Genomic DNA, 18,864 nt, shown 5'->3' on the forward strand with positions numbered 1-18,864 from the left:
GATTTTTTAATAAACAAGACTTTAAACCGCGGGGTGAACGGATTTGGAAATGATCAATGATGAATTTTATATGGCACTGGCATTGGATATGGCGGAACGAGCACAGGGACAGACGGGGATCAATCCGGTCGTTGGATGTGTAGTTGTGAAAGAGGGTCGTATTGTAGGCCTGGGGAGCCATCTGAAACGTGGAACCGGTCATGCAGAGGTGCATGCACTTAACATGGCAGGCAGTGATGCAGAAGGAAGTACGGTATACGTTACACTTGAGCCTTGTAGTCATTATGGCAAGACGCCACCTTGTAGTGAACGCCTGATTCATGAAAAGGTGAAACGTGTTGTGGTATGTTGTGAAGATCCAAATCCGCAAGTATCCGGCAGGGGCATAAGCATGCTTCGTCAACACGGCATTGAAGTTGAAGTTGGCGTACTGCGTGAGCGAGGAAGACGCATGAATGAAAAATTCATTAAGTTTATTACAACGGGTCTACCTTTCGTGACACTGAAGACGGCTACTACTTTGGATGGCAAAATTGCTACTCGCAGCGGAGACAGCAAATGGATCTCTAACGAGCCCGCTCGTGAGATTGTGCATGCCCTTCGTCATCGTCACCAGGGAATTATGGTTGGCGTCGACACAGTGATTGCCGATAATCCGGAACTTACTACCCGTTTGCAAGTCGAAGGCATTAGTCCAGTGCGCATTGTGGTGGATTCCAAGTTACGTCTTCCCGTAGGTGCCAAAATGGTTAAGGATGGTCTTGCTCCAACATGGGTGCTGACAACAGACGAAGCCAGTCCTGAAGCTGCTGAACGTTTGGAAGCCTACGGCGTCGAAATTATACGCTGTGGTCCTGGACCACGTGTGGATCTGTTAAACGGACTTAGCAAGTTGGGTGAGCGTGAGATTGGTTCGATTTTGCTTGAAGGTGGAGGCACCTTGAATGGAGCCATGCTGGAGGCACGGTTGGTCGATCGACTGCTCATGTTTATCGCTCCGAAGATTGTAGGCGGTTATGATACACCTGGAAGCTTCCGCTTCGAGGGTGTGGAACGTATGAATCAGGCGATTCAATTGAATCAGTTGGAGATCGAACAAGTTGGAGATAATATCAGCATTGGCGGTATTCCGGTGTGGCCTGAATAAATAAATGGATTTTAAAGTAGAAAGTTAGGTTCTTTATAACTTGAAAAAGGGAGGCGGCAGCATGTTTACCGGTTTGGTGGAAGAAGTCGGTCAGATCCGGCGTATTGGTCGGAAAGGCGAAGCGATGGTCCTGAATATCGGAGCTTCCGCCATCATGGACGATCTGAAGATTGGTGATAGTGTAGCAGTGAACGGCGTGTGCTTAACAGCAACAACACTCGAAGGTGGAGGTTTTACCGCCGACGTAATGCCTGAAACCTATCGTCATACCAATCTCAGTCAGCTGCAATCTGGCAGTAAAGTTAATCTGGAGCGGGCCATGCAATCAGGCGGTCGTTTTGGCGGCCATATCGTTCAGGGCCATGTAGATGGTACTGGAGTGATTGGCAGTATAACACGTGATCAAAATGCAATTGTGTTTGAGATCAAGCCTGATGATCACCAGTTGTTCAAATATCTGATCCCCAAAGGATCGGTTACACTGGATGGCATTAGTTTGACCGTTGTCCATACGTCGGATACCGCATTCACGGTTTCCATTATCCCGCATACCATTGGTGAAACTGTACTAAATGTGAAAAAGACAGGGGATACCATTAATATCGAATGCGATATTTTGGGCAAATATGTGGATCATCTGCTCCAGTATGGGAGAGGACATCGGGAGACGGGTGCTGGCAAGCCGCGCAGTATCAGTGAAGATTTTCTCGCCAATCACGGATTTGCATAAATAGAGAACAGAAATTAACTGGAGGTGGACCAATGTCAGAACAATCCATTCTGGACACAATCGAAGAAGCCATATATGATCTCATGCGTGGTAAACCTGTCATTGTTGTGGATGATGAAGATCGGGAGAATGAAGGCGATTTTATCGCTTTGGCCGAAAAGGCGACACCTGAAGTCATTAATTTCATGATTACTGAAGGTAGAGGTCTGGTCTGTGTCCCGATTACACAACAACGTGCGGACGAACTTAACCTGAAACCGATGGTTCAACAAAATACGGATTTCCATGGAACAGCCTTCACCGTCTCTGTGGATCACAAAGATACGACAACGGGTATCTCGGCACATGAACGTTCTATTACCGTGAGAGGTCTAATCGATCCTGAGGCGAAAGCCGGGGACTTCCGTAAGCCGGGTCACATGTTCCCGCTGATTGCAAAAGACGGCGGTGTACTTCGTCGTGCCGGGCACACAGAAGCAGCGGTAGATTTGGCTATTATGTGTGGTTCATATCCCGCAGGCGTTATCTGTGAAGTAATTAAGGAAGATGGCACGATGGCCAGACTTCCGGATCTGCAGGAGATTGCCCGCAAACATGATCTGAAGCTGATCAGTATTCAGGACATGATTCGTTACCGTAACGAAAAAGAGCAGCTGGTTCAACGTGAAGTGGCTGTGCGTATGCCAACGGACTTTGGTGAGTTTCAAGCGGTGGCTTATACAAACGCTGTGGACAATAAGGAACATGTGGCTTTGGTCAAAGGAGAAATTGATGGTTCGAAACCCGTACTTGTACGTGTGCACTCTGAATGTTTGACAGGTGATGTATTCCATTCGCATCGTTGTGACTGTGGTCCGCAGTTTGATGCGGCACTCAAACAGATTCATGAGGAAGGCAATGGTGTACTGCTTTATATGAGACAGGAAGGTCGGGGTATTGGCCTGATCAACAAACTCAAAGCCTATAAGCTGCAAGAGGAAGGTATGGATACGGTGGATGCAAACCTGAGTTTGGGTTTTGCTGCTGACTTGCGTGATTATGGAATTGGCGCTCAAATACTGAAAGACCTTGGGGTTCGTCAGATCAGACTGCTAACTAACAACCCTCGTAAAATTAAAGGCCTTGAAGGATATGGACTTGAAGTCGTAGAGCGTGTCGCGATCCAGATGGAGGAGAACGAGGACAATACGGTTTATCTTCATACCAAGCAAGCCAAGCTGGGGCATATGCTTAAGTTTGATGATATCGAGCAAAACGAACAGTAAATATATTTTAGATGAATAACGTTCACCATGTAATTTATGGAAGAGATTAATTAAGGATTTCCGTTACTTACATTACATTATACCGTTAGGGAGATGACTTGAATGCCACAATTTTTTGAAGGACATTTAGTATCAGAAGGATCCAGATATGGAGTTGTCGTTGGACGTTTCAACGAATTCATTACCAGTAAATTGCTTAGCGCAGCGCTCGATGCATTCAAACGTCACGGCGTGCAGGATGATGAAGTGGATGTAGCCTGGGTTCCAGGTGCGTTTGAAATCCCTTTGATTGCGCAGAAAATGGCGGAGAGCGGCAAGTATGATGCGGTAATTACCCTGGGAACTGTCATTCGTGGGTCCACTACGCATTACGATTATGTGTGCAACGAGATGGCTAAAGGGGTAGCAGCAATTAACTTGAAAACTGGCGTGCCTACGATCTTCGGACTGGTTACAACAGAAAATATTGAACAAGCGATTGAACGTGCCGGAACCAAGGCGGGGAACAAAGGTTGGGATGCAGCTACGGCGGCAATTGAGATGGCAAACTTGACGAAACAGCTAAAATAGTGCTTATTTAATAGTAGTGCCCTGCTTTGCGCAGACGAACACGGGAAACCGGATTCGGACGGCTTAGCAGGGTTTTGTATTTTTCTGGCGGGAGGATTCGTCTAGTGACGGTAGTTACATACAAACTGGAGACTTTTGAAGGGCCTTTGGATCTGCTGCTTCATCTGATTGATAAGGCTGAAATTCATATCCAGGATATTCCCATCAGCGATATTACCGATCAATACATGGCGTATCTGCATTCGATGCAGGAACTGGAACTGGATATTACGAGTGAATTTCTGGTCATGGCAGCAACATTGCTGTCGATCAAGAGCAAACTTTTACTGCCCAAACCACCGGTAATTGAGGACTTTGAGGATTATGATTTTATGGAAGAAGAAGATTATGATCCACGTGCAGAGCTGATTGCACGTCTGATAGAATATCGCAAGTACAAGGGAATTGCGCGTCATCTTCATGAACGGGAGTGGGAACGCAGCCTTATATTTTCCAAAGAGCCCGAAGATCTGCGCCCCTATATGCCCGTAGAAGCCCAATCGAATCCGGTTGAGGGTTTACATACCTCTGACCTGATTGCAGCCTTTCAGAAGGCGCTACGCAAGGCTGAGAAGCGTACAACTGTAACCCGGATCAAACGGGATGAGATTTCGGTTAAGGACCGGATACGGGATGTCATCGGCGCTTTGGAAAGTATGGGGCCGGGAGGTAGACTGTTATTCTCCAAGTTGATGGATGAGCATATCTATCGCCATGAGATTGTTGTCACTTTTCTGGCGGTGCTGGAACTGATGAAGATGAAGCAGATTGTCTGTTATCAGGAACGGATGTTTGAGGATATCGTTATGGAGTGGAGAGGGGAAACAAAGAATCATGGATTTTCCGAAATTGAAATCGATTATTGAAGGCCTGCTGTTTTTGTCCGGAGAAGAAGGTCTGAGTATCAAACAAATCGCCGAGATCGTCGACCAGCGAGTGGAGCTTGTAACGGACGCGATTGAGGAGATGATTCATGAATTTTCACAGCAGGGACGAGGTGTACAGATTCTCAAGATCGCTGGTGTAGTTCAGTTGGGCACCTTGCCTGACCACGCTGTATATTTCGAGAAACTGGCATACTCTCCCGCACGCACGTCCTTATCCCAGGCGGCTCTGGAGACGCTGGCCATTGTGGCGTATCGTCAGCCGATTACACGGGTAGAGATTGAGGAAATCCGCGGTGTAAAATCGGAGCGGGCCATCCATACGCTTGTGAATAAGGATCTGATTATTGAGGTGGGACGAGCCGAGGCCATCGGACGACCAATTCTGTATGGAACGACCAAGTCATTCCTGGATTATTTCGGACTGGCTTCAATTAAAGACCTTCCGGAACCAGGCTTGTTCGAAGATTCGGAAAACCTGGAAGAAGAGACACAACTGTTATTCAACAAACTGGATTTGCAACAACTGGAACCGGAAAGTGCTGATCCGGCGGATGACCTAAGTCATATCGACAACGAAGACGATAATACGGATTCTTCATTCTAATTTGCTAGCTCATACTAACCGACACCCATCAGTGGAGTCGGTTTTTTTGTGGATTGTTTTAGATAAATGGTGAATAGAACAGTTTAAAAATAAATATGTAATGGGATTTTTAGGTCAGACGTGAATTTTTTCCTATTCAGAGTGCCATACTAGACGAGAAAAGAATTGAGGGCTTGGAGGTAAGGCCTGTGTGGATTTGGCTTGGAGGAATCGGTTTGTTGTTCGCATTGCTGATTGCCGCAGTCCTCATCTCAAATGTTCATGTACATTTTACATTCAGTAAACATAAAAGTGATGATTACGCCAATATTAATGTTCGTCTCCTCTATGGAATTGTGCGGATTAACTATGAGATCCCGAGTATTGTTTTTCGCAATATGAAGGAAGGTTTTCTGGTCAAGACCGAAAAATCCATGAATCATTCGAGAGGCGAGGCCCAGGGAAGTGAGCGGGTCAACAAACGCAAAGTCAAGAAGTGGGCTAAAGATGTGAAAATTATGCTTAGGGCAACAGACGCGCTCAAGCTGTGGCTTAAGCAAACACTCAAACGCGTACATATGACCCAACTGTCCTGGGCTACCCACATCGGCGTTGGTGATGCAGCTTATACAGCGGTGCTGACGGGCTGGGTGTGGAGTATCAAATCCATTATTATTGGTTTTCTCACCTATCAGATCCGCTTTGATGAAACACCCGTGCTTCAGGTTATGCCGGTATGGTCCGATGAAATGGAATTTAGAACCGATCTGGATTTCAGAGCAAAAATTCGGATTACAGCCGTTCTGATCGCTGGAGTTACACTACTCACCCGTGTGCTTCAAGTCGAAGGCGGATGGCGGATGTGGTTCAAACTTCTTCAGGAACAGCGCCGCAGGCATAAGGAGAAGCAAAAGAAGAAACTTAGTGGGACAACTCTGTAAAAACCCATTATAGCCGACCTGTTTTGGAAATATGAGGTTGGGGTTCGGTGCGTGTACTTAAAATGCTTATTTACATAAGTCCCTTCAAGTTTGGGGATGATATGGTTAGATCAAACCTAGCTTACATTGAAACTGGAGGGAATTAAAATGTCAGATCATCCAATTCAAGGCTTAATGGAAACCGCTATGGAGAATATCAAGGCCATGGTGGATGTCAATACAATTGTTGGTGATGCAGTCGAAACACCGGATGGTACCGTGATACTGCCAATCAGTAAGGTGGGATTCGGATTTGCTGCCGGTGGTAGTGATTTTCACGTCAATGGAGAAAGTAATGGCAAAAATGGTGCTACGGGTACCTCTGCTGAACATGCGAGTTCAGCTAAAGTTGCTTCTCCGTTTGGTGGCGGTAGCGGCGGCGGTGTATCCATACGTCCTATCGCGTTCCTGGTGGTAGGTAAACAGGGGGTACACATTGTGCCACTCGATAACTCCACACATCTGTTTGAGAAACTCATTGACTCTACGCCTTATGTTCTTGATCGAATTCAAGGCATGTTCCAACGTAATACAACACCAACGAATACAACAGATGTACCAGTTACACCAGATCCATCAACCTATAGCTGAATCAGTGGTCATGATCCCTCCCGCATTCAAGCGTGAGGGATTTTTGCTGTTTTTGCCCTATGGGACATACTCCAAGTTGTCCGAACATAAGATAGTACAAGATTCCAAGTGACCCGGAGGAATGAATTGATGCGAAAAATAACGAAAGTACTTGCATGCATGCTTATCCCTGTCTTCTTGCTGTCTTCAATAGGGGTTACTCAAGCCCAGGCAACGATTCAAGGTCCGTCTACACATGCGCAAAGCGCTGCTCTCATTGATGTCACATCAGGCCGGATCTTATACAGCAAGGACGGGGATAAGGAACTGCGAATTGCCAGCTTGACTAAAATCATGACAGCGATTGTAGCGATTGAACACAGCAAGTTGGATGAGAAAGTGAAAGTGTCTCCCACGGCTTTTGCCAAAGAAGGATCGTCTCTTTATCTAAAGTTAGGTGAAGAGATGACACTCGAGAATATGTTGTACGGGCTAATGCTCCGTTCAGGCAATGACGCTGCCTCTGCGATCGCAGAACATGTCGGTGGATCGGAAGAAGGCTTTGTCCTGTTAATGAACAAAAAGGCGGAGCAAATCGGCCTGACGCATTCCCACTTTATGAACCCTCATGGACTGGATGCAGAAGGTCACTATTCTACAGCTAATGACTTGGCACGATTAACGGCATATGCATTGCACAATCCGGTGTTCAAACGCATCGTAGCCACAGAGGACAAATCCGCACCGAACCCCAATGAAAGCTGGGAATACTCTTGGCACAATAAAAATAAAATGCTGCGGATGTATGAAGGTGCGGATGGAGTGAAAACCGGCTACACAAAAAAAGCTTTCAGATGTTTGGTCAGCTCGGCTACACGCAACGGACAGCAGCTCGCTGCGGTAACGCTGAATGATGGAAACGATTGGAACGATCATGCACGGATGCTTGATTTCGGGTTTGAGTACTTCCCGTTGGTAGAGGTCGCGAAGCAAGAACAGCCTGTGCAAAATACAGATGTCGTTACGGGCCGGGGATTTTGGTATCCACTGGCTAAAAGTGAACAAGGCTCATTGACCAAGAAATTGATACTACACGAAAATCGAGGACAGTCGGAAACGGATGGCAAGGAAAAATCGACAGATCCTTCGTTCGGATTGGCAGGTCGCATTGATATGCAGCTTGACGACAAACTTGTTGGCTCAATTCCCGTGTATCGCAAAGGCAGTTATATTCCTCCTGAACCGAAGACAGAAGATGCAACGCTGGGTGGAATCGGTGATGTTTCTTCCTGGGCAGCTGCATGGCGTGCCGTGTTAAGCCACCTGTTGTCTCCTTAGCTAAATCGCCATTGAAGGGAGGATATCTTCCATGATTAATCTAATTTGGCTGCTCATGATTTTAATCGGATTTGCTTTTGCAGCAGTCAACGGCAATATCGAAGTGGTCACGCAAGCTGCTTTTGATGGGGCGGCAACGGGAGTCACGGTCTGTTTTGGACTGATTAGTGTGCTTGTGTTCTGGATGGGCATGATGAAAATGGCTGAAGATGCGGGTCTACTGGCTCGTATTGCCAAGCTGCTCGGTCCGGTTGTTGGTTTCCTGTTTCCCGATGTGCCCAAAAATCATCCAGCGATGGGTTATATTCTCTCCAATATGAGTGCCAATCTGCTGGGGCTAGGAAATGCGGCTACACCGATGGGAATCAAAGCCATGCAACAGCTGCAGGAGCTTAATCCTGACAAACAAACCGCTTCTCCTGCCATGTGCACCTTACTGGCTCTGAATACGGCTAGTATTACCATTATTCCGACAACGCTGATCGCCATCCGCTTAAACTATCATTCCGCCAATGCTACAGAGATCGTGGGAACAACATTGATGGCAACCATTATCGCTACACTTGCAGCTATAATCGCCGATCGCTGGTATCGAAACAGGGCTTTACACAAACCGCCGCGCATACAGAAAAGTGGCAATCCCGGCATGAAAGGATGAGCACCTTTGTTAACCTTCATCAACTGGATCTCCGTCTGGGCCATCCCGGTTATTATCGCGTTTGTTCCATTATATGCGTTTACCAAAAAGGTCCCGGTTTACGAATCCTTTGTTGATGGGGCCAAGGATGGTTTCTCCACTGCAATCAGTATTATTCCGCATCTCGTGGGCATGATGGTCGCAATCAGCGTATTTCGTGCCTCGGGTGCACTGGATTTTGTGATTAGTCTGTTTGCTCCGCTGGTGTCCTGGATGGGTGTTCCAGGCGAAGTGTTGCCACTCGGAATACTGCGTCCTTTAACGGGGACAGGCTCTCTGGCGTTTACAACCGATCTGATCAAAACCCATGGTCCCGACTCCATGATTGGACGTATGGCATCTACGATTCAGGGAAGTACAGACACCACGTTATATGTGCTGACTGTTTATTTTGGAGCTGTAGGCATACGGAATGGTCGATATGCACTCAAAGTAGGGTTGTTTTCCGATGTCGTTGGTTTTATTGCTGCCCTCGCCATTTGTTTGCTCGTTTTTGGTTAAAAGATATCTCCTTTCCTTCCGATATATTAGATATGCTAGAATAATAGCGGAGGAGAGTGAGACATGCAGAAGAGTTGGAAACGAATGCTCCGTGTCGGAATGACAGGCGTGCTTGCTATTGCAATGCTCGCGGGTTCAACGGGGATGGCGGCGGCTCAATCCGTTCAGACGATACATTTTACAGGTTACTTCGACAAACAGCTGCGTGCACAAATGGCAGTTACGGCAGATTCTTTTCCAGTCGTGAATGTACGTTTGGTCAAGCAGGATGAACCCGATATGGTATATTATGATGTTGGTACCTCGATACTGATCTCGAAGGATGAAGTGCTCACGAATTACCATGTCGTTCAGAGTTTTGCAGAACTGTCTGATGGTGATGAAGGTACACTGACTGTTGCAAGTCCGGGTTCCCTTAGTAAGCCTATAAAGGCAAAGATTATTAAGACAGATCCGGTCACAGACATGGCACTGCTGAAGTTGGACAAGGAAATAGACGCCCAACCGGTCACATTTGCAAACGCAAGGGATAACCAGGTTGTCTATACCATTGGATTCCCCAAAAATCCTGCTGGTGATCTTGTCATCCTGGATGAAGATTTTCCTTCAACCTACAATACGATAGCCAAAAGCAGAGTGTTCAGTTCCCAAGCTTCGGACGTTCCAGGTAAAAAGGGAATCGGCAGTATTGTGAAATCCATGGCACAAGGTAATTCAGGTGGCCCTGTTCTGGATCAGAACAACCGGGTCATTGGTATGATGACATTTGTGTACGGTGGACGTACCTATTATATTACTTCCAAAACATTGCAGACTTTCATTAAAGAGAGTACTAAACCTGCCAAAAAACAAGTTGCAGTTGCCGGCAAAGTTTCCAGTTAAATGATTTGAGTAAAAGGCTTATCTTTACACCATCTGTATTTAACAGGTCGTGTAAAGGCAGGCTTTTTTTTGCGTCAATCTCAAAGGGGAAGGTCGCCTAAAATGCGTATTCGTGTCGCCAGATTACAAAATCCTTGGATTATCCTTGTGATTTCCTTGCGTGATGGGTATCATTAGTGTGAGGTGACATGACAAACATGGAAAGATTACAAAAAATTATCGCACAGGCAGGTATTGCATCCCGCCGTAAGAGCGAGGAACTAATCCTGTCCGGCAAAGTAGAAGTTAACGGGGAGGTCGTAACCGAACTGGGTACGAAAGCGAACCCCGAAGAGGATATGATTACGGTTAATGGAAAACCGATCCGCAGTGAGAAAAAAGTGTACTTGATGTTGAACAAGCCAAAAGGCGTAATCACAAGTGCATCTGACCCGGAAGGTCGGAAAATTGTATCCGACTACCTGAAAGGTGTCAAGGAACGTGTATACCCTGTGGGTCGTCTGGATTATGACACAGAGGGCTTATTGATTCTGACCAATGATGGTGAGTTTGCACATTTGTTGACGCATCCGAAACATCACGTACCCAAAACGTATCACGCAACGGTCAAAGGTGTGCCGCATGGTTCGGCTCTGGAAAAATTAAAGACAGGCATTATGCTGGATGATGGCATGACTGCTCCTGCAGAGGTGGAATACAAAGATGTGGATACAGCGGCCAATGAGTCGGTGATCTCCATTACGATCTATGAAGGGCGTAACCGTCAGGTTAGACGCATGTTCGAGGCGATCAACCATCCGGTAACCCGGTTGAAACGGATTTCGTTTGGTGGCATTTTGCTACAAAACCTGAAACGTGGTCTGACACGCAATCTGACCAAAGAAGAAGTTAACAACCTGATTACCCTCGCACAATCAGAACCAGCCAGAAAAATGAAAAAAAGGTAATGTGAGGACACATAATTTTCATAAAACCGCCGCAGTTTTGTGACGAAATTCGCTATAATTGTTCATAGGATGTTCACAGTTGTCCAGTTCAATAATATGCGAGTGTTAGAGTCACTTAAAGGGGAGCAGCACATGGGGAAATCAAGAAGAACGGTGCAAATCGTCATTTTGACATTGATCCTGGTGTTGGGCGGATATGCGATTACGACATCGGTATCCGGCTCGAACGGCAAGCCAAAGGAAGGGGACAAGTCTCCTTCTTTTGAATTGCTGGGCCTGGATGGTCAAGTTCATACGTCTGACGAGTACAAAGGAAAAGCATTGGTGATCAATTTCTGGGGCACCTGGTGTGAACCTTGTGTTAAAGAAATGCCTGCACTTCAGGCACAAGCTGACAAATGGAAGGACCAGGGAGTACAATTTGTCGGAATTAATGTTGGAGAAGACCAGATGACCGTGGATAATTTTGTTCGGCAGGTTGGGGTTACATTTCCAATCATGTTAGACCGTGAGAAAAACTCGGTTCGTGATTTCGGGATCTCTCCGATGCCAACAACTTTTTTTGTATCCGACACCGGCAAAATCTCTACCATTCATATCGGGCAACTTGATTTGGACACACTTGACACTCAAATTTCGCAACTGGCGAAGCAGCCCTGACAGGAGGTCTATTCGTGTTCCAAAATACCAAATGTGAGTGCGGACACCAAAATCCGGTTGGCACTGTACTATGTGAAGCATGTGGGAAACCGCTGCTGGAGTCTGAAGCTAAATCGAATGAAGTGTTGGAAATGCGTTACGATGGCATGGCGCGCCGTTCACAGCGCAGTAATCCCAACATCATTGATCGCATCTGGAATTTTTTTTCATCCGTCAAAATTGCTGTCTATATGATTGTTTTCACGCTTGTAGGCTCTATGCTTGGCACGATCTATCCGCAAGAAAGTACATTTCTAAATATTGATCCTTCCGTGTATTACAAAGAAACATACGGTCAGTTGGGTCATATCTATTATCTGTTGGGTTTATCCCATACATACGAATCCTGGTGGTTTATCTTGCTGTTGGTGCTGATTGGTGCATCATTGGTGATATGCAGTCTGGATCGCGTCCTACCGCTCTACAAAGCACTGAATAAACAGAAAATACGTAAACACACGCAATTTCTAACAAGACAGCGTCTGGTGTACCAAGGTTCTATTGAAGAGGCGCCAGAAGACTGGATTAAGAAAGCGGTTACGCCGCTGAAAAAGAAAGGCTACCGCGTGCATACTCAGGGTGATGCTTTACTCGCCGAGAAACAGCGATTCAGTCGATGGGGCCCATATGTCATCCATATTGGACTCATTATATTTCTGCTGGCGGTGCTCGCACGAGGGCTGCCTGGCCTGAATCTGGATGAGCATGTTGCTTTTCCGGAAGGTGAGATCAAAAAGATCCCGAATACGTCGATGTATCTGAAAAACGAACAGTTTAATGTTGAATTTTACAGTGAGGAAGAAGTACCGGAGCAATTCCGTAACCTGAACAAGACCGTTCCAAAACTGTTCGAAACAAAAGTTGTTTTGTATGAATGTACAGCAGATTGTTCGGATCTTTCAAAAAAACCTCAATTAGCTGAGGTGGCCAGACATGATGTTCGTGTGAATCATCCCTTAAATTATAACGGTCTGAAAGCATATCAGTTTGATTATGATCTAACACCCACCATTCGGTCCGTAACGCCGGATCTGGTCAATACAAAAACTGGTGAAGTATATGGGGCGATTAAGATTGATATGGTCGATACCCAAAAAACATTTGAAGCAGGCCCTTATGAACTGACCGTGAAGGAAAAGTTCATGGACTTTGGATTGGATGAGAATGGACAGCCCAAATCAATATCGCCTTCACCTAATGCACCTGCTTTTCTCTTTCTCATTAAGGGACCGAATCTGCCGGAAGAGGGGATACAATATCTTTATTTTGCGAAGCAGATTGATAAACAACGGTTTCAGCAGGATGCAATTAACCAACAGCTGATTGGAACAGAGATTCCTTTACAGTTGGAAGTGGACAGCATGGACAAGGTTGATATTATTCAATCCGTAAGTTATCTCAATATACGCGTGGATAAAGCAATGCCTTTTGTGTGGGTAGGAGCCGGCATTGTCATGTTGGGTCTGGTCATGGGTTTTTATTGGCATCATCGCCGAATCTGGATTCGTTTTGATGATCAACAGCTTACCTTGGGTGGACATACCAACAAAAACTGGTTTGGCTTCAGGCGTGAAGTGGCGGCTGTCTTGAAACAAATGAATTTGGAAGTGGAAGAGAAGTCGTTGGATAACGGGGGGAACCAAGCATGAATTTATTGGATTTCAGCAGCGACGCATTTATCGTAGCTTTCTTTCTCTATTGTGCCGCATTCTTTTTATATGGTGTTGCGGTAATGGGCAAAAAATGGAGCAATCGTGATCCTCTGGCGCATATGAATCGCTGGGGTAAACGAGCTTTCATTGCCTCGACTGTCGCTTTGGCAGCACATCTTGTATTCTTTGTAACCCGATGGGCTGGGGCAGGGCATATTCCTGTTAGTAACATGTACGAGTTCATGTCTTTTCTGTCCATGATGATCATGGTTGCATTTATCGTTGTATACGCCATATATCGGAAGTCGTTACTGGGTTTGTTTGCCTTACCACTTACCATCATTATAATGGCTTATGCTGCTGTATTTCCTCAGGAGGTACAGCCGTTAATCCCGGCACTTCAGTCCATCTGGCTGAAAATTCACGTGACGTTGGCCGCACTTGGTGAAGCATTCTTCGCCGTGGGTTTTGCAGCAGGGTTCATGTATTTGCTCCGTACTGTTGATTTCAGTGGTAAAGACAAGTCTTCAAGACGTCAAAGAGGATGGGTTGAATTCACCCTGGTTACGATCGTCGTCGTTATCGGATTTATCGGGACGGTATTTGCCTTTCGTGCAGCTGGTTACGAGGCGGTTTTTGTACAGAAAACGGTCAGCATTGACACAGAGGTACAGGAAAATAGTACAATAGAGAAAGTGATTTATCGCATGCCTCCGATTTTTGCACCATATAATAGCGAAGTGGAGAGCATGACACCGTTTCTTGGCATGAAAAAACCTTTACTTGAGACGCCTTCCTGGATGAACGGCGTAAATGCCGGGCGTAAGCTGAATACGGTGGTTTGGTCACTTATTGTAGGTCTGATCCTTTATGGAATTGTACGACTTCTTGTGCGCAGACCACTTGGACAAGCGTTACAGCCAATGATGGATGGAATCGATGCCGATGATCTGGATGAGATAAGTTATCGCGCGATTGCCATTGGTTTTCCGATATTTACGCTGGGAGCATTAATCTTTGCCATGATCTGGGCTCAGATTGCCTGGAGTCGCTTTTGGGGTTGGGACCCCAAAGAGGTGTGGGCATTGATCACATGGCTATATTATAGTGTGTATCTGCATTTGCGTTTATCCAGAGGTTGGCAAGGTCAGAAGTCTGCATGGCTTGCAGTTCTTGGCTTCCTAGTCGTCATGTTTACGCTAGTTGGGGTGAATCTGATCATTGCTGGATTACATTCTTACGCTGGAGCGGACTAGGACAGACTCGTATGCAAAGGTTGAGTTTAGAAGCGGGAAACACAAACGTACCTTTTTATTGAAGGGTATTCAAATATTGTTCGCCAGATCGAACATAATAGAAGTGATGAGGAGTTATTGCAAAGGGGCTGGAGAGGCATGGCTGAACATGAGAATCGAATACTGGTCGTGGATGACGAAGAGAGAATCCGTAGGCTTTTGAAAATGTATCTTGAAAAAGAAGGTTATGAAATCGATGAAGCTGAGGATGGGGAAACTGCGCTGCGTAAAGCAACAGCAGGGGACTACGGGCTGATTTTGCTTGATGTGATGTTACCAGGTATGGATGGAGTTGAAGTGTGTACCCGTCTTCGTCAGGTGAAATCAACGCCCGTTTTGATGCTCACTGCAAAAGGTGAAGAGATTAACCGGGTTCAAGGCTTCGAAGTTGGCGCTGATGACTATGTTGTAAAACCATTCAGCCCGCGTGAAGTGATTTATCGTGTCAAAGCGATTTTGCGTCGATCTTCCGCGACAGCTTATCTCTCCAAGGAGAGCAATTCGAGTAACAACATTGTGTTCCCGCATCTGGTTATTGAGCATGATGCCCACCGGGTAACCGCTGGTGGCGAAGAGATTAGTCTTACACCAAAAGAATATGAATTACTGCACTACCTGGCAACATCTCCCGACAAAGTTTTCTCCAGAGAAGAATTGCTCAAGGATGTGTGGAATTACGAATTTTTTGGCGATCTTCGTACCGTGGATACGCATGTGAAGCGTCTTCGCGAGAAACTTAACAAGGTATCGCCTGAATCGGCGGCCATGATTACGACGGTGTGGGGTGTGGGTTATAAACTGGAAGTACCGAAGTAGTTTTAGTTTCTGGAGATCACTGGTCGGGAAGTTATGGATCACTATTATCTGCCTTGTGGGTTGTGTACTTATAGCGCTGGGTCTTTTTTTGCTGCCCTACATTGATACGAACTTTGCAGAATCCGAATCCAGAGATATTAAGCGGTTGTTCACCTATATCTGTATTATCGGATTCAGTTTAACCACGTTTTTTGCATTGTTTCTATTCACCAAAATAACGCAACCCATGCAGCAATTGATTCAGGCAGCCAATGCGATTCGCAAAGGGAACTACGGAACACGTCTCTCCCTGGTAACGAGTGATGAGATTGGTGAACTTGCCAACACATTTAATCATATGGCTGCTCAACTGGAAGATAATATTCGAAACCTTAACCATGAGAAGGAACATTTGGCGAGTGTACTTCGCAGCATGACCGATGCGGTGGTTACATTTGATGGTGAAGGCAAAGTTATTCTGACGAATCCGCCTGGAGAGAAGATCATGCAGGCATGGTATGATCTCGATTGGGCAAAAATGGACGAAGGACAAGAATCCGAGCAGTCTAACAAGACTTCGCGTGATGTACCTGAGCCCCTTCTTCCTTTGTTCAGAATGGTGATGGAGCAAGGTGGGGACCAGAACTCCAATGTTCACGTTCAGCAAGGTGTCTGGTCTGTTCAGATGGCACCGTTGTATGCTGACAGTGTTGTCAGGGGGGCTGTGGCTGTCTTAAGAGATGTAACAGAAGAAGTGCGTCTGGAGAAAATGCGGCGTGATTTCGTGGCTAACGTATCTCATGAGATACGAACTCCGCTATCCATGATGCAAGGCTACAGTGAAGCCCTTTTGGACGGCATGGCAACCTCACCGGAAGAGAGCGAAGAACTGATCCAGGTCATTCATGATGAGTCCCTGCGGATGGGCAGACTGGTTAAAGACTTGCTCGATCTGGCGCGGATGGAAGCTGGACACACGGACATGGTGATGAAGGAAGTTGACCTCGGAGAACTACTTGAACGTGTATATCGGAAGTTCTCGGTGCGTTCAAAAGAACAGGGAATTCAACTGCAATTTAAGTTCGAACAACCAACCATTGAACTTCAACAAGCAGATGAGGATCGACTTGAGCAAGTATTTACGAATCTGTTGGATAATGCGTTCAGACATACACCTACTGGCAAAAATGTAATGATCTCAGCCGAGCGGGTCACTTATCTTCGTGCTCCATTTGTCAGAGTTTCTGTGAAGGATCAGGGTGTAGGTATCCCTTCATCCGATTTGCCATTTATTTTCGAACGATTCTACAAAGCAGACAAGGCTCGTGTTCGGGGAGAAAGTGTAGGTACGGGGCTTGGTTTAGCGATTGTGAAAAATATTGTTGATGCGCATCAAGGCATGATTACCGTCAATAGTGTTCTTGGTGAAGGAACGGAGTTTATTTTGCAATTTCCCTTGGATTCATCGAAATAGCCTGAATTTCATACAAAAAGTGCGGAAACACCCTCTTATGGAGGGTGTTTTTTTGTTGAAGACTACCGTTTAATCTTGTTCAACGTGGAACAAGAATGGTCTTTTTTTGACTAAAAAGAGTGTCCAAGATAATTTTCCTTCTTATGTGACATAAGCTTGAAAAGCAAGCAAGATAGAGGAGGATTGAGTTAAGCATGTCCGATGATCGAAAAAGGGTCAATATTAAAGCTTTTCTGGAAGGCAGATCTTTTAGAGCGGGCTCTCCGTTTATTCCAATAACCACAAGAGAACTGGAGCAGTTTGAATCCATACTTCGTTCTTTGGCGGTGGCTATTCCTGCTGCAATCAGTCAGCCGACTTCAGCCAATATACTGTCTTTGCAGAACGGATTACGCCAGTTACTTAGTTTTGTAAATCAATCCGGATTTCGTGCCGGAGTAAAGGCAGAGTTACAAGCCGTATTGGAATTAACGATTGCAGGGTCAGAGGTTGTCCCTGTTCCTCTTATTAATCTCGTAGGTAACTTGCAGAACTTACTGGATGACTTATTAAGTGTGACACTGCTTCTGGAAGTACCACCTGCAGAAAAAGATAAACTTGTGGGATTAATTCGATCGATCTCCATATCGCTAAGCCGGGCGACGACAACTCTTGGAACCGGAGGGATTACCGGACCAGCCGGCCCACAGGGATTGCCAGGAGTCCCGGGCGTACCAGGTGTCCCAGGAGTCCCTGGGGTAAAAGGGGCTACTGGGACACCTGGAGGAATTGGACCAGTAGGACCGGTTGGCCCAGTTGGACCACAGGGACCACAGGGACCACAGGGTCCGGCAGGAGCACCTGGTGTTGGCTTGAACAATATTACTGCATATGATCCTGCACTGGGACCAACTTATGCTCAAGGTCAAGTAGTAAGCTACGAGGGTAGTCTTTATGTTGCCAATGTAAACGGTCCCTTGGGTACACCCGTAAGTTCCCCAGACTATACTCTTTTGCTGTCGGGTGGAACAACTGGAACAACTGGAGCAACCGGAACTGGTTTGACAGGAGCCGTGGCATTTAATCCAGCGCTCGCCCCGGGTTATCCAGCAGGTCAAGTAATTACGTATAACGGTAGTACTTACATTACGAGTGTAGCTGGTCCTCTAGGAACACCAGGATCTTCATCGGATTACACATTAATCGCTGCTGCGGGGGCGACTGGTGTAACTGGAGCCACAGGTGCAGGATTAAGTGGCATCGTGTCATTCGATCCCGCATTAGCACCAACATATCCAGCTGGACAGATCGTCACGTTTGGTGGCAGTACTTACATTACAAATGTCGCTTCGCCAACGGGGACGCCAGGAAGTTCTCCAGATTACACGTTGCTTGCAGGTGCAGGACCTACAGGAGCCACAGGTGCATCAGGTGTAACTGGAGCAACTGGGGCAGGATTGACAGGCCTAGTGCCATTTGATCCAGCCGTAGCCTCAACGTATCCAGCGGGTCAGGTTGTAACGTTCAACGGCAGTACGTATATTGCGAATGTGGCATCGCCAACCGGAACGCCGGGCACATCGCCAGATTACACGTTAATCGCTGGAGCGGGAGCCACGGGTGTTACAGGAGCAACCGGCGTTGGAGTAACGGGAAGTACCGGAGCTACAGGAGCATCAGGGGTAACGGGAGCGACAGGTGTAGGTTTAAGTGGCATTGTGCCTTTCGATCCAGCCGTAGCCCCAACGTATCCAGCGGGTCAGGTTGTAACGTTCAACGGCAGTACGTATATTGCGAATGTGGCATCGCCAACCGGAACGCCGGGCACATCGCC

Annotated in this window: 19 protein-coding genes; all 19 read left to right on the forward strand. The window is 46.4% G+C overall.

What is annotated here, in order from left to right:
• Positions 1-43: 43 nt before the first annotated feature.
• Positions 44-1,147: a bifunctional diaminohydroxyphosphoribosylaminopyrimidine deaminase/5-amino-6-(5-phosphoribosylamino)uracil reductase RibD gene (gene ribD / locus FE296_RS06915; protein WP_190945061.1), complete on the forward strand. Its 1,104-nt coding sequence runs from the start codon at positions 44-46 to the stop codon at positions 1,145-1,147.
• A 61-nt stretch (positions 1,148-1,208) separates the two neighbouring features.
• A complete protein-coding gene (gene ribE, locus FE296_RS06920; RefSeq protein ID WP_150364570.1) occupies positions 1,209-1,877 on the forward strand; it encodes a riboflavin synthase in 669 nt (222 codons plus the stop codon).
• A gap of 32 nt (positions 1,878-1,909) precedes the next feature.
• The gene (locus FE296_RS06925; protein ID WP_150364571.1) at positions 1,910-3,142 is read left to right on the forward strand and encodes a bifunctional 3,4-dihydroxy-2-butanone-4-phosphate synthase/GTP cyclohydrolase II; all 1,233 of its coding nucleotides are present in this window, start codon (positions 1,910-1,912) and stop codon (positions 3,140-3,142) included.
• A 102-nt stretch (positions 3,143-3,244) separates the two neighbouring features.
• Complete coding sequence (ribH, locus tag FE296_RS06930; protein WP_017687651.1) at positions 3,245-3,712, forward strand: 6,7-dimethyl-8-ribityllumazine synthase; 468 nt, start codon at positions 3,245-3,247, stop codon at positions 3,710-3,712.
• 104 nt (positions 3,713-3,816) lie between these two features.
• The gene (locus tag FE296_RS06935; protein ID WP_076328266.1) at positions 3,817-4,617 is read left to right on the forward strand and encodes a segregation and condensation protein A; all 801 of its coding nucleotides are present in this window, start codon (positions 3,817-3,819) and stop codon (positions 4,615-4,617) included.
• On the forward strand, positions 4,586-5,242 hold the full coding sequence (gene scpB, locus FE296_RS06940; protein ID WP_124116186.1) for an SMC-Scp complex subunit ScpB: 657 nt from the start codon (positions 4,586-4,588) through the stop codon (positions 5,240-5,242). Before FE296_RS06935 ends, scpB begins: the two co-directional genes overlap by 32 nt.
• 188 nt (positions 5,243-5,430) lie before the next feature.
• Positions 5,431-6,162 carry a DUF2953 domain-containing protein gene (locus tag FE296_RS06945; RefSeq protein WP_150364572.1) on the forward strand — a complete coding sequence of 244 codons (732 nt, stop codon included), beginning with the start codon at positions 5,431-5,433 and terminating at the stop codon, positions 6,160-6,162.
• Between the two features lie 147 nt (positions 6,163-6,309).
• A complete protein-coding gene (gene ytfJ / locus FE296_RS06950) occupies positions 6,310-6,792 on the forward strand; it encodes a GerW family sporulation protein (RefSeq protein WP_124116187.1) in 483 nt (160 codons plus the stop codon).
• A 129-nt stretch (positions 6,793-6,921) separates the two neighbouring features.
• Entirely contained in the window at positions 6,922-8,109 is a 1,188-nt protein-coding gene (locus FE296_RS06955) for a D-alanyl-D-alanine carboxypeptidase family protein (protein ID WP_150364573.1), read from the forward strand.
• 31 nt (positions 8,110-8,140) lie between these two features.
• Positions 8,141-8,767 (forward strand): nucleoside recognition domain-containing protein, encoded by a 627-nt coding sequence (locus FE296_RS06960; RefSeq protein WP_036672256.1) that lies wholly within the window; start codon positions 8,141-8,143, stop codon positions 8,765-8,767.
• Positions 8,768-8,773: 6 nt separating this feature from the next.
• A complete protein-coding gene (locus FE296_RS06965) occupies positions 8,774-9,307 on the forward strand; it encodes a spore maturation protein (protein WP_017687658.1) in 534 nt (177 codons plus the stop codon).
• 63 nt (positions 9,308-9,370) lie between these two features.
• A complete protein-coding gene (locus FE296_RS06970) occupies positions 9,371-10,189 on the forward strand; it encodes a S1 family peptidase (RefSeq protein WP_150364574.1) in 819 nt (272 codons plus the stop codon).
• 197 nt (positions 10,190-10,386) lie between these two features.
• Positions 10,387-11,136, forward strand: a complete 750-nt coding sequence (locus FE296_RS06975) for a pseudouridine synthase (RefSeq protein ID WP_124116190.1) — start codon at positions 10,387-10,389, stop codon at positions 11,134-11,136.
• 132 nt (positions 11,137-11,268) lie between these two features.
• Positions 11,269-11,796, forward strand: a complete 528-nt coding sequence (locus FE296_RS06980; protein ID WP_150364575.1) for a redoxin family protein — start codon at positions 11,269-11,271, stop codon at positions 11,794-11,796.
• Positions 11,797-11,810: 14 nt separating this feature from the next.
• Entirely contained in the window at positions 11,811-13,484 is a 1,674-nt protein-coding gene (gene resB, locus FE296_RS06985) for a cytochrome c biogenesis protein ResB (protein ID WP_124116192.1), read from the forward strand.
• A complete protein-coding gene (gene ccsA, locus FE296_RS06990) occupies positions 13,481-14,743 on the forward strand; it encodes a cytochrome c biogenesis protein CcsA (protein ID WP_150364576.1) in 1,263 nt (420 codons plus the stop codon). Before resB ends, ccsA begins: the two co-directional genes overlap by 4 nt.
• 138 nt (positions 14,744-14,881) lie before the next feature.
• Positions 14,882-15,598: a response regulator transcription factor gene (locus tag FE296_RS06995; protein ID WP_017687664.1), complete on the forward strand. Its 717-nt coding sequence runs from the start codon at positions 14,882-14,884 to the stop codon at positions 15,596-15,598.
• A gap of 55 nt (positions 15,599-15,653) precedes the next feature.
• Positions 15,654-17,051, forward strand: coding sequence for an ATP-binding protein (locus FE296_RS07000; RefSeq protein ID WP_223868795.1), 1,398 nt, complete (start codon positions 15,654-15,656; stop codon positions 17,049-17,051).
• Between the two features lie 194 nt (positions 17,052-17,245).
• A partial coding sequence (locus FE296_RS07005) for a collagen-like repeat preface domain-containing protein (RefSeq protein WP_150364577.1) occupies positions 17,246-18,864 on the forward strand: 1,619 nt, incomplete at its 3' end.

Source organism: Paenibacillus sp. UASWS1643 (genome assembly GCF_008693195.1).
Taxonomy (GTDB): Bacteria; Bacillota; Bacilli; order Paenibacillales; family Paenibacillaceae; genus Paenibacillus; species Paenibacillus amylolyticus_B.

Coding starts and splice junctions, on each gene's coding strand:
- ribE (WP_150364570.1), top strand. CDS start 1,209: ATGTTTACCGGTTTGGTGGAAGAAGTCGGTCAGATCCGGCGTATTGGT.
- FE296_RS06925 (WP_150364571.1), top strand. CDS start 1,910: ATGTCAGAACAATCCATTCTGGACACAATCGAAGAAGCCATATATGAT.
- ribH (WP_017687651.1), top strand. CDS start 3,245: ATGCCACAATTTTTTGAAGGACATTTAGTATCAGAAGGATCCAGATAT.
- scpB (WP_124116186.1), top strand. CDS start 4,586: ATGGATTTTCCGAAATTGAAATCGATTATTGAAGGCCTGCTGTTTTTG.
- ytfJ (WP_124116187.1), top strand. CDS start 6,310: ATGTCAGATCATCCAATTCAAGGCTTAATGGAAACCGCTATGGAGAAT.
- FE296_RS06955 (WP_150364573.1), top strand. CDS start 6,922: ATGCGAAAAATAACGAAAGTACTTGCATGCATGCTTATCCCTGTCTTC.
- FE296_RS06960 (WP_036672256.1), top strand. CDS start 8,141: ATGATTAATCTAATTTGGCTGCTCATGATTTTAATCGGATTTGCTTTT.
- FE296_RS06970 (WP_150364574.1), top strand. CDS start 9,371: ATGCAGAAGAGTTGGAAACGAATGCTCCGTGTCGGAATGACAGGCGTG.
- FE296_RS06975 (WP_124116190.1), top strand. CDS start 10,387: ATGGAAAGATTACAAAAAATTATCGCACAGGCAGGTATTGCATCCCGC.
- FE296_RS06980 (WP_150364575.1), top strand. CDS start 11,269: ATGGGGAAATCAAGAAGAACGGTGCAAATCGTCATTTTGACATTGATC.
- ccsA (WP_150364576.1), top strand. CDS start 13,481: ATGAATTTATTGGATTTCAGCAGCGACGCATTTATCGTAGCTTTCTTT.
- FE296_RS06995 (WP_017687664.1), top strand. CDS start 14,882: ATGGCTGAACATGAGAATCGAATACTGGTCGTGGATGACGAAGAGAGA.